General features: G+C 46.9%; 14 protein-coding genes and 1 rRNA gene. 9 read left to right on the top strand and 6 right to left on the bottom strand.

The features are described from left to right. Nucleotides 1-10: 10 nt before the first annotated feature. From mnmE to rpmH, 5 genes are all read right to left on the bottom strand, one after another. Complete coding sequence (gene mnmE / locus ACFQ2I_RS20645; RefSeq protein WP_377567636.1) at nucleotides 11-1390, bottom strand: tRNA uridine-5-carboxymethylaminomethyl(34) synthesis GTPase MnmE; 1380 nt, start codon at nucleotides 1388-1390, stop codon at nucleotides 11-13. 78 nt (nucleotides 1391-1468) lie between these two features. Continuing rightward, nucleotides 1469-2092 (bottom strand): RNA-binding cell elongation regulator Jag/EloR, encoded by a 624-nt coding sequence (jag, locus tag ACFQ2I_RS20640; protein WP_377567634.1) that lies wholly within the window; start codon nucleotides 2090-2092, stop codon nucleotides 1469-1471. Then, nucleotides 2089-2868, bottom strand: a complete 780-nt coding sequence (locus ACFQ2I_RS20635; protein WP_377567632.1) for a YidC/Oxa1 family membrane protein insertase — start codon at nucleotides 2866-2868, stop codon at nucleotides 2089-2091. Before ACFQ2I_RS20635 ends, jag begins: the two co-directional genes overlap by 4 nt. 87 nt (nucleotides 2869-2955) lie before the next feature. Beyond that, on the bottom strand, nucleotides 2956-3333 hold the full coding sequence (gene rnpA / locus ACFQ2I_RS20630; RefSeq protein WP_377567630.1) for a ribonuclease P protein component: 378 nt from the start codon (nucleotides 3331-3333) through the stop codon (nucleotides 2956-2958). Between the two features lie 210 nt (nucleotides 3334-3543). Then, nucleotides 3544-3678: a 50S ribosomal protein L34 gene (gene rpmH / locus ACFQ2I_RS20625; RefSeq protein WP_168123258.1), complete on the bottom strand. Its 135-nt coding sequence runs from the start codon at nucleotides 3676-3678 to the stop codon at nucleotides 3544-3546. A 590-nt stretch (nucleotides 3679-4268) separates the two neighbouring features. On the opposite strand from rpmH, the gene dnaA reads away from it, so the two are divergent. The 6 genes from dnaA (at nucleotide 4269) to gyrB (ending at nucleotide 10556) form a co-directional block, all read left to right on the top strand. Continuing rightward, nucleotides 4269-5624 (top strand): chromosomal replication initiator protein DnaA, encoded by a 1356-nt coding sequence (dnaA, locus tag ACFQ2I_RS20620; protein ID WP_377567628.1) that lies wholly within the window; start codon nucleotides 4269-4271, stop codon nucleotides 5622-5624. Nucleotides 5625-5794: 170 nt separating this feature from the next. After that, on the top strand, nucleotides 5795-6937 hold the full coding sequence (gene dnaN, locus ACFQ2I_RS20615; protein WP_377567626.1) for a DNA polymerase III subunit beta: 1143 nt from the start codon (nucleotides 5795-5797) through the stop codon (nucleotides 6935-6937). A 40-nt stretch (nucleotides 6938-6977) separates the two neighbouring features. Beyond that, nucleotides 6978-7193 carry a S4 domain-containing protein YaaA gene (gene yaaA / locus ACFQ2I_RS20610; RefSeq protein WP_377567624.1) on the top strand — a complete coding sequence of 72 codons (216 nt, stop codon included), beginning with the start codon at nucleotides 6978-6980 and terminating at the stop codon, nucleotides 7191-7193. Nucleotides 7194-7221: 28 nt separating this feature from the next. Further along, nucleotides 7222-8340 carry a DNA replication/repair protein RecF gene (gene recF, locus ACFQ2I_RS20605; protein ID WP_377567622.1) on the top strand — a complete coding sequence of 373 codons (1119 nt, stop codon included), beginning with the start codon at nucleotides 7222-7224 and terminating at the stop codon, nucleotides 8338-8340. A gap of 16 nt (nucleotides 8341-8356) precedes the next feature. Next, a complete protein-coding gene (gene remB, locus ACFQ2I_RS20600; protein WP_377567620.1) occupies nucleotides 8357-8608 on the top strand; it encodes an extracellular matrix regulator RemB in 252 nt (83 codons plus the stop codon). A 37-nt stretch (nucleotides 8609-8645) separates the two neighbouring features. Then, complete coding sequence (gene gyrB / locus ACFQ2I_RS20595; RefSeq protein WP_377567618.1) at nucleotides 8646-10556, top strand: DNA topoisomerase (ATP-hydrolyzing) subunit B; 1911 nt, start codon at nucleotides 8646-8648, stop codon at nucleotides 10554-10556. A 58-nt stretch (nucleotides 10557-10614) separates the two neighbouring features. Here the strand turns inward: gyrB and ACFQ2I_RS20590 are convergent, their stop codons facing one another. After that, on the bottom strand, nucleotides 10615-11376 hold the full coding sequence (locus tag ACFQ2I_RS20590) for a YheC/YheD family protein (protein ID WP_377567616.1): 762 nt from the start codon (nucleotides 11374-11376) through the stop codon (nucleotides 10615-10617). A gap of 272 nt (nucleotides 11377-11648) precedes the next feature. Between ACFQ2I_RS20590 and gyrA the strand changes: the two genes are divergently transcribed. The 3 genes from gyrA to ACFQ2I_RS20575 form a co-directional block, all read left to right on the top strand. After that, a complete protein-coding gene (gene gyrA, locus ACFQ2I_RS20585) occupies nucleotides 11649-14135 on the top strand; it encodes a DNA gyrase subunit A (protein ID WP_377567614.1) in 2487 nt (828 codons plus the stop codon). Nucleotides 14136-14187: 52 nt separating this feature from the next. Then, the gene (locus ACFQ2I_RS20580) at nucleotides 14188-15246 is read left to right on the top strand and encodes an HD-GYP domain-containing protein (RefSeq protein ID WP_377567612.1); all 1059 of its coding nucleotides are present in this window, start codon (nucleotides 14188-14190) and stop codon (nucleotides 15244-15246) included. Between the two features lie 354 nt (nucleotides 15247-15600). Then, a 16S ribosomal RNA gene (locus ACFQ2I_RS20575) occupies nucleotides 15601-15662 on the top strand; the annotation flags it as partial.

Below are 15662 nucleotides of genomic sequence, written 5' to 3'. Positions count from 1 at the left end.
CCCTACCTCCTTACTTACCTAAACAAAACTGAGAAAAAATTTGATCGATCAATGAGTCTCCTGCTTCATCACCCAATATCTCGCCAAGAGATTCCCAAGCAAGTCTGGCATCAATCTGAATAACATCAATTGGGATGCCAGCATAGGTGGCTTGGATCGCGTCAAGCAGCGACTGCTTCGCACGCTTAAGCAGAGCGATATGCCTCGCATTGCTCACATAAGTCAAGTCTCCGCCCTCCAGCCCGCCGCTGAAGAACAGATCGGTAATCGTACGCTCAAGCTCTGTAAGCCCCTTCTGCTCAAGCATAGACATCTTAACGATCGCCTCTTCGGATACGTATCGTTTCACCTCATCCAGATCCAAAGCCGCAGGCAGATCCGTTTTGTTAATAATCATAATAACCGCCCGGTCGCAAATCTGCTCAAGTAGTTGTCGATCATCATCTTGCAGCGACTCATTATTATTGAGCACGTACAGAATTAAATCTGCTCCTTGCAATGCATCGCGCGAGCGTTCGACTCCAATCTTCTCCACAATATCACTTGTTTCACGAATCCCTGCCGTATCCATCAATCTGAGAGGTATGCCGTTCAGTGTAATAAACTCTTCGATGACATCTCTGGTTGTACCGGGAATATCGGTTACGATCGCTTTATTCTCTTGCGCAAGTATATTCATGAGCGAAGACTTGCCGACATTAGGCCGTCCAACGATTGCTGTAACAAGCCCCTCACGCAATATTCTTCCTTCATTAGCCGTTTTTAACAATCTTTCGATTTCTTCAATCGCAGACTGGCACTGATCGCGAATATAGGCGCTCGTCATCTCCTCCACATCGTGCTCCGGATAGTCTATATTAACCTCGATATGGGCAAGCAGTTCAATTACTGTCTGACGCAATGCTTTAATCTGGTTCGACAGTGTTCCTTCCGCCTGCTTACGTGCCACAGTGAATGCTCGATCTGACTTGGAACGAATCAAGTCGATAACCGCTTCCGCCTGCATCAGGTCGATGCGACCGTTCAAGAATGCCCGCTTCGTGAATTCGCCAGGTTCAGCGGCTCTTACATCGTTCAACTGAAGCACCTGATCAAGCACCTTCTTCACAGCGATGACACCACCGTGGGCATTAATCTCCACAACATCCTCAGCTGTGAATGAACGGGGACCCCTCATAAGAGTGACGATAACCTCTTCCACTGTCTCATTTGTTGCCAGATCTACAATATGACCATAATGAACCGTATGGGAATCAGCCTCAATCAAGCGCTTCCTCGCGCGGAAGATGCTGTCCACACCACTGATGGCATGCGGCCCGCTTACTCGGATAATCGCGATGCCACCCTCCCCGATTGCTGTAGCTATCGCTGCAATTGTATCGTGTTCCAATTCCTTCAACACCTCTCGAATGGAAAAACAGCAATGACCGCGAAAGAGCCATTGCTGTGTATACTCTAATTCTTTAGATTATGATCGAAGCGAGATAACGATCCTTCTGTTCGGCTCATCACCTTTGCTCATCGTTTTCACTTTGGGGTGATTCTGGAGCTGTGAATGAATAACCTTGCGTTCATGCGACGACATCGGCTCCAGCACAACTTCTTTCCTTGTCCGGATGACGCGCCCAGCGAGTCGTTCTGACAGCTCCTCGAGCGTCTTACGCCTGCGCTGGCGAAAATCCTCTGCATCAATAACGATTCGAATATGACTGTCAGAATAACGGTTTGCCACAATGTTGACCAGGTATTGCAAAGCGTCCAGCGTCTGTCCGCGGCGGCCGATAATCATGCCGAGGTCTCCACCACCCGAGACGGACAAATACAAGCCTTCTTTCGTTTCTTTGCGATTTACGCTCACCCGAAGACCCATTGCGCTAGCCACTTCCATAAGGAAATTCTCCGCTTCTTCGCACGGATCGGGGATAAGCTCCAGTTCTACCTTCGCTTCCTTCACGCCGATCAGGCCGAATAAGCCTCGAGACGGCTGCTCCAGTATGACGACGTGAACTCGATCCCTCGGTACTTGCCATTGTGTAATCCCACTATATACAGCTTCTTCTATCGTTTTGCCTGATGCGACGATTTTCTTCATTTTGCAAGGACCTCCTTCTTACCCTTGTCAGATGAACGTACATACAGGAAATAGTTTTGAACAATTGTGTAAATGTTGCTGAACACCCAGTACAAAGGCAGGGCCGCAGGGAACGACATCGACATGACGAAGATCAACACAGGGAAAATCGTCAAAATAATAGACATCCCAGGCATGGCCTGAGTTTGTGATTTTTGCATCATTTTGGACTGTATGAAGGTCGTGGCGGCCGCCAGCACAGGCAGGAAGTACCACGGACTCGGCTCTCCGAGCACAAATCCAAATATGTCATCGGTACGAATATCTTTATTCCAATAGATCGCATTATACAGCGCGATGAAAACCGGCATCTGAACGAGCAATGGCAGACATCCCGCCATGGGATTGACTTGATGCTTCTGGTAAAGCTTCATCATTTCCTCTTGCATCTTTTGAGGATTATCCTTATGCTTCTTGCGGATCTCCGTAATCTCTGGCTGCAGCTTTTGCATCGCCTTCGAGCTGCGGTATTGCTTCAAGGTAAGCGGCAGGATCAAAGTTCGGACAATAATCGTCAAGAACAATATCGCAAGCACATAAGAGCCGTTAAACCAGCCAGCAAATGAATCCAGCGTGATGGCGAAGTAATAAACGACATTTTTCTCCCAGAAATTTCCCTGTAGCAGGTCGCTAGTTTCCATCGTATGGTCAGTCGGTACGCAACCGGCCAATAGCCCCATCATCATGATTAGTCCGATCACTAGGAGCCATTTTTTCTTTGAATTACGAGACAACATGAAATCTCCTCTCTAAAGAGCTAATCGCATTCTATTCCAAGAAAGACTATACCATATTTTATATCACAAATAAACAAGCCCCGTAGCTCATTCGTTCCCTTTTGCGGTACGTCCCGTTTGCTTGTCCATCTTCATAAGGCCCGCTTTCCTCAATACATGAAGAATGCTCTTCTCCATCTGGCTGGCATTCATCTCCACGGCAGGATTCCTTACGATTAATATGAAGTCTGTCCCTGGGACAATCTTATCTTCCTGATGCCGCACAATTTCCTTGACCATTCTTCGCATACGGTTGCGGACGACAGCATTCCCGATCTTCTTACTGGCAGATACTCCGAGCCGAAAAGGATCTGCTCCCTGATGCCGAGACCAGTACACTACGAATTGACTGTTGGCGAACGACTTGCCCCGCCGGTATATACGGCTAAAATCCTCGCGATTGCGAAGGCGCAATGATCTACGCACGTCAGCTACTCACCATTCCTTTATGATCTCATAAGTATTCCCAATTGATTGGCACATAAATCCTACAAAAAATGAGAAAAAACCTCTATTGAGGTCATTTCAGTATCAACGACCGTGTTATGAGGTGGTTCTATCCCTTTATGAGTCGAACATTCGTATTAAAACATCTTTTATACGATAAAAAAAAGACCACAAACGTGGTCTTGATCGTTATGCGCTCAGTACTTTTCTGCCCTTTTGACGACGAGCTGCCAAAACTTTGCGACCGTTCTTGGAACTCATACGCTTGCGGAAACCATGTACTTTCGCACGCTTTCTTACATTAGGTTTAAATGTAGGTCTCATTATAACTGCACCTCCTATTTCAAAAAACGTAAACTGTCGTAAACCGGCACAGCGGCCGATGACTGCACATTCCAGCTCAAAAAAAATCGCTTTTTCAATTAAATCACGTTTACTACCAAAAGTCAATGATGAATCCTGCCGAGAACCTAACCGATCGAATCAGGTCAACTCATAACGATGTGGATAACTCATGAACTATCCGAAGTGAGGAATAAATTAATAACATGTGGACAAAATGACGGGATTAAAAACGAACTTTGTCGAAAGTCCAACAGATTATAAACAATATCTTGTGTTGTAGATAACTTCTATGCACAACCTATTGACAATGTGGATAAAATCCGGGAATTCATTGAAATATAAGGGATCGTTTGCTATGATTATTATGTTTTTATTGTGGATTATGCCGTTATGCTCACAATTTTATCAACAGCCTGTGGATAACTTTGTGAACAACATTAACGGCTATTTATAACTCGGATGTGCATAATTCCATCATCATGTGGATGATATCACACAATTTCCATACATTTCGACATTTTTCTTCGTATCAGCGCCATTATGGCGATGAAGATAAGGAGTGACAGTCTGTGGATAGCCATACTTATGATTTATGGCAGCAAGTATTGTCAATCATCCAGACGAAATTAAGCAAACCGAGCTTTGACACTTGGTTCAAAGCGACAAAGGCTTCTTTCATAGATGATGATTCCGTACTTGAAATTACGGCGCCGACAGCATTTGCAGCGGAATGGCTGGAAGGACGCTATACCAAATTAATTCGATCGACGCTATATGAATTTTTAGGCCGACAAGTGGATGTCCGATTCTCCATCGAGGAAGTCAAGACAGCCGACCAAAGCGTTGTTCTTCCGCCCAAGCCGGTACAGCAGCCTGTCGTGAACGACGAACCGCATACCCATATGCTGAACCCCAAGTATACGTTCGATACGTTTGTCATAGGAGCGAACAATCGGTTTGCCCATGCCGCTTCGCTGGCCGTTGCAGAAGCGCCGGCGAAGGCCTATAATCCATTGTTCCTTTACGGAGGCGTAGGACTGGGCAAGACGCATCTAATGCATGCGATCGGGCACTATATTATGGATCATAATCCCAATACAAGAGTGCTCTACATCTCGTCGGAGAAGTTTACTAACGAGTTCATTAACGCCATACGTGACAGCCAAGGGGAAAGCTTCCGTACCAAATATCGGAACATTGATGTTCTTCTGATCGATGATATTCAATTTCTCGCTGGAAAAGAACAAACACAAGAAGAGTTTTTCCATACCTTCAACGCGCTGCATGAAGAACGCAAGCAAATTGTCATCTCCAGCGACCGACCGCCTAAAGAAATTCCGACTCTGGAAGACAGGCTTCGTTCGCGCTTCGAATGGGGATTGATTACAGACATTCAACCTCCCGATCTAGAGACGCGCATCGCTATATTACGCAAGAAAGCGAAAGCGGAAAATCTGGACATTCCGAATGAAGCAATGAATTATATTGCTAATCAAATCGATACTAATATTCGAGAGCTGGAAGGTGCGCTCATCCGCGTCGTCGCCTACTCCTCGCTCATCAATGCCGATATCACCTCGCACCTGGCTGCAGAGGCGCTCAAAGACATTATTCCATCTAGCCGGCCCAGAATGATTACCATTGGTGACATTCAGAGCAAGGTCGGGGAATTTTACGGACTGCGCATGGAGGAGTTCAAAGCGAGAAAGCGGACAAAAGCTATCGCATTCCCAAGACAGATTGCGATGTACTTGTCCAGGGAATTAACCGACTTCTCATTGCCGAAGATTGGCGAGGCTTTCGGAGGACGTGACCATACGACAGTCATTCATGCGCACGAGAAGATTACACGGCAGCTAAAAGCGGATCAGGAGCTGTACAAAGTGATACAGAACCTAACGGAAAAAATAAAAAATCATATGTGAACAACAAAGCAAGCCTATGCACAGGATATGCACATGTGGATAGGCTTGCTTTATCCCTGTTCTTGATGGTTATCCACATATTCAGGGCCCCTACTACTACGTCTACTATATTTTTAAATAAATATCATTATAAAAGCAGGCTCCAAAAATACGTCGAAACGGGTGAAACGATGAAACTAACGATAAACAAAAACGAACTGAACGAAGCGATTCAACAAGTTGCGAAAGCCGTATCCTCTCGACCGGCCATACCCATACTTGGTGGAATTAAAATAGATGTAAATCACCAACATGTTACGTTAACGGCAAGTGATACAGATATATCTATTCAAAGCTTTATCGAAGTAGAACAAAAAGATATGATTATTGCACATGTGGATAAGCCGGGAAGCGTTGTGCTTCCTGCAAAATTCTTTGTGGAGATCGTAAAGAAGCTTCCGTCTGAGCAAGTCATGATCGAAGTATCCGACAGTTATCAGACGATCATTCGTTCCGGCCCCTCGGAAATCCAAATGGTCGGTCTGGATCCGGAAGAATTCCCTGTACTTCCTCCAATCGAACAAAACAATGTGTTGCAATTGCCAGGCGACCTGATCAGATCCATGATCAGACAAACGATATTGGCTGCTTCAACAAGCGAGCAAACGCCAATACTAACAGGTGTGCTGTGCAATCTTCACGATGGCGTATTAACTTTCGTCGCGACAGACCGTCATCGCATGGCCAGTCGCAAAACGAAAACAGATACGGATGAAACGATGTCCTTTCACAATGTCGTTATAGCCGCCAAGACCCTCAATGAATTATCAAGACTTATTCCCGACCAGAACACGATGGTGGATATCGTAGTTGCCGATAACCAAGTCCTTTTCAAAATTGACAACATTCTGTTCTATACTCGAATTCTGGATGGCATGTTCCCAGATACATCCAAGGTTGTTCCTCAGTCTTATGTTACGGAGATTACACTGAACACGAAGGAATTCATGGATGCCATAGATCGCGCTTACCTGATGTCGCGCGAGGAGAAGACGAACGTGGTAAGATTGTCCACTTTGGATGAAGACATGATTCAGGTATCTTCCAGCTCTACTGAGCTGGGGAGAGTAACAGAGCAACTGGAAGCGAAGGGATTAAGCGGTGAGCCGCTTCGCATTGCTTTTAACTCCAAATATATGCTGGATGTGCTAAAGGTCATCGACAGCGAACAATTGGTCATGGGATTTACCGGACCAATGCGTCCCATTATCATTCGACCGACCGACCATGATTACAGCACCTATGTTATATTGCCTTACCGTACAACGGACTAGTAGTTTAAGTAATGGACTGAGGGAAGGATGGGACGGAATAATGAAAGAAATAGCGATCAACACGGAATATATTGCGCTTGGCCAATTTTTGAAGCTGGCGGATTGCATTTCAACAGGAGGTCAAGCGAAGTTTTTTCTACAGGACAATGAAATCGTCATTAATGGTGAGCTTGATAACAGACGGGGGAGAAAGCTGTATGCAGGCGATCAGGTGAAAGTGGAAGGATGCGGCGAGTTTATCGTCATCAGCTCGTGAGACAGGCCAGGAACCGGAGGTTGCATAAGTGTTTTTGAAAAACATCTCATTGCATAATTATCGGAACTACCGCGAACTTGAACTGGCTACCCCGCATATGGTGAACGTGTTCCTAGGCCCCAACGCTCAAGGGAAGACGAACCTGTTGGAAGCCATATTCGTGCTAGCTCTCTCCAAATCGCACCGCACTTCCAAAGACAAGGAGTTAATCGGATGGGAATCGGATTCAGCTCGCATAGCAGGTGAGGCGGAGAAGCGGTACGGAACAATGAAACTGGAGCTGATGTTCTCATCCCAGGGTAAACGTGCTAAGCTTAACGGTCTTGAACAGCGAAAACTCAGTGATTTCATTGGTTCAGTCAATGTAGTTATGTTCGCCCCCGAGGATCTGGAGATTGTGAAAGGCACACCAGGTGTAAGAAGAAGATTTCTGGACATGGAGATCGGTCAAGTACAGCCCAGCTATTTGCATACGCTCCAACAATATGGAAAAGTACTTCAGCAGCGAAATAACTTTCTGAAAGCGTCTGGCCATGGCGGCGTCGATGCCAATATGTTGGACGTATGGAATATGCAGCTTGCAGACCTTGGTGTTAAAATTATGAAAAAAAGGAAACACTTTATACATAAACTCCAAGGATATGCATATCAAATTCATCAAGGCATTACAAATGGCTCGGAGCTGCTCAGCATACAATATCACCCATCCTTCGATACTGACCTGGAGCAAGATGAAGCTGTCTTATTTGAGCAATTTATGATAAAGTTATCACAGGTGAGGGATCAGGAACTGCGACGTGGCATGACGCTCGCAGGACCCCATCGCGACGACTTGGCATTCTTTATTAACGGGAAGGAAGCGCAAATATACGGATCTCAGGGACAGCAGCGCACAACGGCATTGTCACTGAAGCTGGCAGAGATTGAATTAATTCACAAGGAGATCGGTGAATATCCGTTGTTGCTGCTGGATGATGTGTTGTCAGAGCTGGACCAGAACCGGCAGACGCAACTAATAGAGACTTTTCAGAGCAAAGTACAGACCTTTATAACCACGACCGGCCTGGAGAGCGTCAATATGAGCAAGCTCCATGATGCCGGTATCTATCATGTGAAGGAAGGCCGCGTCACGACCCAAAGCAATTAAAAGAGGTGAGTGAAGGATGTATATTCATCTAGGCGGGGAGAAAGTTATTCGATCTGCTGAATTGATCGCGATATTCGACATTTCCATTGAGCAATCATCCAAGCTTTCCAAGCAGTTCGTTGCCGGCGCGCGCGAACGCAAGGATGTTGAGACGATAGGAGAAGAGGAACCAAAGTCGATTGTCGTTACGAAGCAGAAGGTGTATTATTCGCCTATATCATCCTCGACGTTGAAGAAGAGAGCTCATCTATTTATAGATAACGGTTAAATGCGCTAAGAGTAGTTGAGAGGAGCAGTGAACTTGTATGTCGTTGGAACAACATACGTATGATGAGAGCCAGATACAGGTTCTGGAAGGGTTGGAAGCAGTACGCAAGCGTCCCGGCATGTACATCGGCTCTACGAGCGTGAAAGGCCTGCACCACCTCGTATGGGAAGTCGTTGACAATAGTATCGACGAAGCGTTGGCAGGCTATTGTACAAAAATCGAAGTGATTGTTCATGAAGATAACAGCATTACCGTTATTGACAACGGACGAGGTATTCCCGTAGGCATGAACACCAAGCTTCAGAAGTCGACGCTGGAGGTCGTTATGACGGTTCTCCATGCCGGAGGCAAGTTCGGCGGCGAAGGCTATAAAGTATCAGGCGGTCTGCACGGCGTCGGCGTCTCTGTCGTGAATGCCTTGTCGGAGCATGTTGTGGTACAGGTGGAGCGAGAGGGTAAGATCTATCAACAGGAATATCGTAAAGGTGTCCCGCAGTATGATATAAAAGTTGTCGGCGATTCGGACAAGACAGGCACGAAAGTAACCTTCACGCCTGATCGAACCATCTTCACTGAAACAACGATGTACGATTATGATACGCTGCAATCCAGAATAAGAGAGCTTGCCTTCCTGAATAAAGGCATTGAGCTCGTGCTAACGGACGAGAGGACTGACGTATCCAACTCCTTTAAGTATGATGGCGGCATAATCGAGTTCGTCAACTTTCTGAGCCGCAATCGTGAAGTGCTGCATGCGGATCCGATTTATGTAGAAGGCTCCAAAGACCATATTCAGGTGGAAGTTGCGCTGCAGTACAATGATAGCTACGCGGAGAATATTTACTCCTTCGCCAACAACATTAATACGCATGAGGGCGGAACGCACGAATCGGGCTTCAAGAGCGCGCTAACCCGAATTATTAACGAGTACGGGCGCAAGAAGAATCTGATCAAGGATAACGATTCCAACTTCTCCGGCGATGATGTGCGCGAAGGCTTGACAGCGATCATCTCTGTGAAAATTCCGGAGCCGCAGTTTGAGGGCCAGACAAAGACCAAGCTTGGCAACAGCGAAGTGCGCGGCATTGTAGAATCCTTGTTCGCGGAGAAGCTTCAGGAATTCCTGGAGGAGAATCCCTCCGTATCGAGAAAAATAATAGAGAAGAGCCTTCAGGCGGCGCGCGCACGCGAAGCGGCGCGGAAAGCGCGTGAGATGACACGCCGCAAGAGCGCACTGGATGTCGGCTCATTGCCTGGCAAGCTGGCTGATTGCTCATCGAAGGATGCCTCGATCAGCGAATTGTACATTGTCGAAGGCGACTCTGCCGGTGGATCGGCCAAGCAAGGCCGCGATCGCCACTTCCAAGCGATTCTTCCGCTGCGCGGGAAAATTCTGAACGTTGAGAAGGCACGGCTGGATCGCATTCTGAGCAACGCCGAGATTAGAGCCATCATTACCGCTCTGGGAACAGGTATCAGCGATGATTTCGACATCTCCAAAGCGCGTTATCACAAAATAATTATAATGACGGATGCCGACGTCGACGGAGCGCATATCCGTACATTGCTGCTCACCTTCTTCTACCGGTATATGCGTCAAATCGTGGATGCCGGCTTCATCTACATTGCTCAGCCGCCTCTGTTCAAAGTGGAGCGCAACAAGGTTGTTCGTTATGCGCTTACGGAGAGAGAGCGGGACAACATTATCGCCGAATTCGGCGAAGGGGCGAAAGTTAACATACAGCGTTACAAAGGTCTTGGAGAGATGGATGCGAACCAGCTATGGGAGACGACGATGGATCCTGAGAGTCGTACCATGCTTCAGGTTACGATTGAGAACGCCATGGAAGCCGACAAGATGTTTGATACACTGATGGGCGACCATGTGGAGCCACGACGCGACTTTATACAAGAGCATGCCAGATACGTCAAAAATCTGGACATTTAACAGGCAAAAAGCCATTCCTCTTTGAGAAGGAATGGCTTTTTGCGTGCCGGGATCATGTTTACTTTTTTTTCATTCCTCCGTAGGCGAGAGAATAGCGACGCACCCGATCATATACCCGTTTATCGGACATCCAGCTGAAAACGTAGGGATGCGGCTTCGTATTCACCTCCAGTACCCATGGATGCAGCTTCGTATCAATCGCCACATCCACGCCTAGCTCTTTTAAACCGGGATAATCCGTTGCCAGTTGCTTGCCAATCGATACGCCTAGGTTCTCCAATCGGCGCTTGTAAGCGGCAATTTCCGCTGAGTTGCAATGCTTGGCCATGAGCTTCTCGAACGTTTTGATCGTTCCGCCGCTGTGGTAATTCGTGACGATCCGCTCCGGATGCGCTAATCGGCCAATGATCCCGGTCGTTTCCCACTGGTTTTTCAAATTGCGCTGCACCATTACGCGAATATCGAACCGCCTTCCAGTGTGCTTGAGCAAATACACGCCTCGTTGAATCAAGTAGCCTTTAGTTGACGTATAGCTCTGCAAAGCCCGGTATACCTCATCGAGTGAGGCCACATGACGATTCACCTTCTTTATCTGATAGCGGTAACCGGACTCTGGCTCAGCCGCTTTCTCAAGGCGGATGACCCCCTTTCCATACGTTCCACTGTCCGGTTTAATGTACACCATATCGAACTGTTCCATCATGGAACGAAGAGATTCGCGGTTGTATCTTTTCGTCAGAGGGATGTAGGCTCGAAGGTCATAGGCCTTCATAAGCGTCTTCGTCTTTGACCACTTGCTCCTTACACGCTGAATTGCCAATCGATGCTCTCCTTTCCTTTTCGATCATATGAAAATATCCGTCTGTAAACGCTCAGGTACAAGACATACTTTGGAATGAATGATATAATAAATGTTGGGTCTGTTTAATTTATGTCTCTTATTGTGATATGGGGATTGGATAGAGGGCCTATTTTTTAGTGGATGGAGCTTTCAGAGGTTAAACAGGTTTAATAAGGCTCTGAATGTGAAAGTAATATAATGGAATTGGTTACGAAGGCGTTCATTCTAAGAGGACGTCAGGGAGGTTAAGCATGGCAGAAGAACAACGTATGTCGATTAAGGATCGTGATATAGGCACGGAGATGCGCGATTCATTCATGGATTATGCAATGAGTATCATTGTAAGCCGTGCTTTGCCAGATGTAAGGGACGGGCTTAAGCCTGTACATCGCCGTATTCTGTATGCGATGTCTGAGCTTGGGATGTCCCCGGACAAGCCTTACAAGAAGTCCGCAAGAATTGTAGGAGAAGTGATCGGCAAGTATCATCCGCACGGCGATTCCGCCGTATACGAATCCATGGTGCGGATGGCACAGGATTTCTCTATGCGATATATGCTGGTGGATGGCCATGGCAACTTCGGTTCCATTGACGGTGATATGGCTGCAGCCATGCGTTATACGGAAGCGCGTCTTTCGAAGATTGCTATGGAATTGCTGCGGGACATCAACAAGGAAACGATCGACTTCGCCCCCAACTATGACGGCGAAGAGCACGAGCCGGTTGTGCTTCCTGCGCGCTTTCCCAACTTGCTGGTCAACGGCGTAACGGGAATAGCAGTAGGTATGGCCACGAACATTCCACCTCACAATCTGAACGAAGTCATCGATGGCGCATTGGCGCTTATTCGCAATCCGGAGCTTACGCCAATCGAATTGATGGAGTATGTGAAGGGTCCTGACTTCCCAACGGCCGCATATGTCATGGGGCTGTCGGGTATACGCCAAGCGTACTTGACAGGGCGCGGCTCCGTCACGATGAGAGCGAAGGCCATGATTGAGGAAGACGGCGGGAAGGCAAGAATCATTGTACATGAGCTGCCTTATCAAGTCATTAAGGCCAGACTCGTGGAGAAGATCGCGGAACTGGTGCGTGAGAAGAAGATAGATGGTATTACGGATCTCCGTGATGAGTCCGACCGCAACGGTATGCGCGTTGTTATTGAACTACGCAGAGATGTCAATCCTAGCGTTGTGCTTAACAATCTATATAAGCAGACACAACTGCAGACCAACTTCGGCATTAATATGCTGGCACTGGTCAACGGTGAGCCGAAGACACTGAACTTGCGCGATATGCTGTATCATTACTTGCAGCATCAGATTGAGGTGATCAGACGTCGCACCGAATTCGAGCTTAAGAAGGCCGAAGCACGAGCTCATATTCTGGAAGGCTTGCGGATTGCTCTTGATCATTTGGATGAAGTCATTGCACTTATCCGTTCCTCCCGGACCACCGACGAGGCGCGCGAAGGCTTGATTACCCGATTCTCGCTTAGCATGGAGCAAGCACAAGCGATTCTGGATATGCGCTTGCAGCGTCTGACTGGACTTGAGCGAGACAAGATTGAAGCCGAATATGCAGAGCTCTTGAAGAAGATTGCTGAATATAAGGCGATTCTGGCCGATGAAGCTCTGGTGCTGGAGATTATTAGTGAAGAGCTTACAGACATTAAAGAACGGTTCGGAGACGAGCGGCGTACAGAAATTACAGCAAGCGATGAGGAAATTCTCGATGAGGACTTGATTCCAAGAGAAGATGTTATCATATCGATTACGCATTCCGGCTATATTAAGCGTCTGCCTGTTACTACTTACCGCAGTCAGAAGCGCGGCGGCCGTGGTGTAGTGGGGATGGATACGAAGGAGAATGACTTCGTTGAGCACTTGTTCGTGACCAACTCCCATCACTTCTTGCTGTTCTTCACGAACAAGGGCAAGGTGTATAAGCTCAAGGCTTACGAGATACCGGATCTTAGCCGAACTGCTCGAGGTACGCCGATTATCAATCTGATACAGATCGAGCAAGGCGAGATGATTAATGCGGTAATACCGGTTGAAGGCTTCGGGTCTGACCAGTACCTCTTCTTCGCTACACAGCATGGGATTGTGAAGAAGACGCCGCTTGACGACTATGCCAATATTCGTAAGGTGGGATTGATCGCGATCTCGCTTCGTGAAGATGATGATCTGATTGGTGTCCGACTTACTGACGGCAATCAAGAGATCATTATGGGGACAGCACTGGGGATGTCGATCCGCTTCTCGGAAGACGATGTCAGGTCGATGGGGCGTTCAGCTACTGGCGTGAAGGGAATCGGACTTGATAAAGGCGACTCGGTCATTGATATGGATATCGTGGAGTCCGGGAAAGACGTGCTTATTGTTACGGCCAACGGCTATGGCAAACGGACGCCAGAGCATGAATATCGTATACAAAATCGCGGAGGAAAAGGGATCAAAACGTTAAATGTGACAGATAAGAACGGTCCTATTGTCGCTCTGAAAGTTGTAGAACAAGACGAAGATCTCATGATTATGACTGCCCTGGGCACGCTCATTCGCACGAGTATGGAGGGCATCTCTTCCATGGGAAGAAATACGCAGGGCGTAAGACTTATTCATACCAGAGATGACGATACAGTCGCCACCGTTACTCGTGTAGCGAGAAGTGAAGAAGTGGAAGTCGAATCTGATGAGGTTGAGGATGAAGAAACGGACGTGTCTACAGATAATTAATAAAGGCTATACAACTCGACATTGACATTCAAGCATAAGGGAGAGGACGCCTGTGAGTACGGTCATGGTTGCGCAATTAAAGCTGGGTGACAAGATTGGGGAGGATGTCCTCACTCCTCTTGGCGGCGTTCTATTTCGCAAAGGTAAGGTTATAACAGCCAGAGATCTAGATATCTTGCAAGCCTTCCTTGTGACTTCCGTGACAGTAGAAAGCAGCTTCAGCGAGATGCAGGCAGAAGAAGCGGCCGAAGGAGCCGTCAATATGGCGGCTCCTTCACCGCTCCATCAAGAGTATATGGCAATGGTAGAAGTGCTGCGAAAGGTGTTCAATACATATGTGACGGGACAAGGCCTTCCTGTCATGGACATTCGGTCACAAATGGACAAATTGCTGCAGCATATCAAGTCGTATAATGTATTGACATTCAACCCAGGCACATTTCAGGAACGGGACTATCTGCTGCACAATAGCGTCGCTTCGTCATTAACTTCCTATCTGATTGCCCAATGGGTCGGCTTGCCACAGAAGGATTGGATGCAAGTCGCTCTGGCAGGACTGATGAAAGATATTGGCAACGTGCGAATTGACCGTTCCATCCTCAACAAGCCAAGCAACTTGACGGAAGTGGAATTGGAAGAGATGAAGCGGCATACGGTTCATGGCTATCAATTGCTTAAGAACGTAGCTGCTCTGAATGAGGGCGTAAAGCTTGCTGCTCTTCAGCATCACGAGAAGATTGATGGTTCAGGATACCCATTAGGTATTGACGCATCGAAAATACATACCTATGCTAAAATTGTAAGCATAGCAGACATTTTCCATGCCATGACGTTGAATCGGGCTTATCGCAGGGCTGAATCGCCATATCTTGTACTGGAACAGGTGCAACGAGAAGCATTCGGGAAGCTCGATCCTTACTATGTCAGGACATTCATTGAACGAATCACACAATTTCATAATGGGACGGTTGTTCGGCTCAGCGATGATCGTATTGGGGAGATTGTCTTCTCGGATATCAATCATCCCACAAGACCTTGGGTATCCATAAACGGACAAATTGTCAATCTAATTACGGAACGACAACTCCATATTAAAGAAGTGATGAGATAGTGTAGACGCCTTAGTGAATCTACTTGAAACGTTCAAGTAGAATGACTTGGGCGTTTTTGTTGTTATAATGGAGAAAAATGTTTGAATTGCAGTTTATATCGTTACAGTTAAAATGATAAATAATAAGAAAGAAGCATAAAACCCAATTAAGTAACGTGGTATTAAATAATTTCAAAAAAAGACTTGCAATGTTCTAGGTACCTGTGATATATTATAAAAGTCGCCGCTGAGACATTGGCGATACGCAAGAGGAAAGAGATTGTTCCTTGAAAACTGAACAACGAGCGAAACTGCCCTGTTAATCCAAACGGATTAATGGAAAAGCAATATAAGTAATGAGCAAGTCAAACTTCTTTTATGGAGAGTTTGATCCTGGCTCAGGACGAACGCTGGCGGCGTGCCTAATACATGCAAGT

Origin of the sequence: Paenibacillus chungangensis (assembly GCF_042675905.1) — a bacterium.
Classification (GTDB): Bacteria; Bacillota; Bacilli; order Paenibacillales; family Paenibacillaceae; genus Pristimantibacillus; species Pristimantibacillus chungangensis.
Note: the sequence above shows the minus strand (reverse complement) of the source record. Positions and strands in the feature narration are given on the sequence as shown.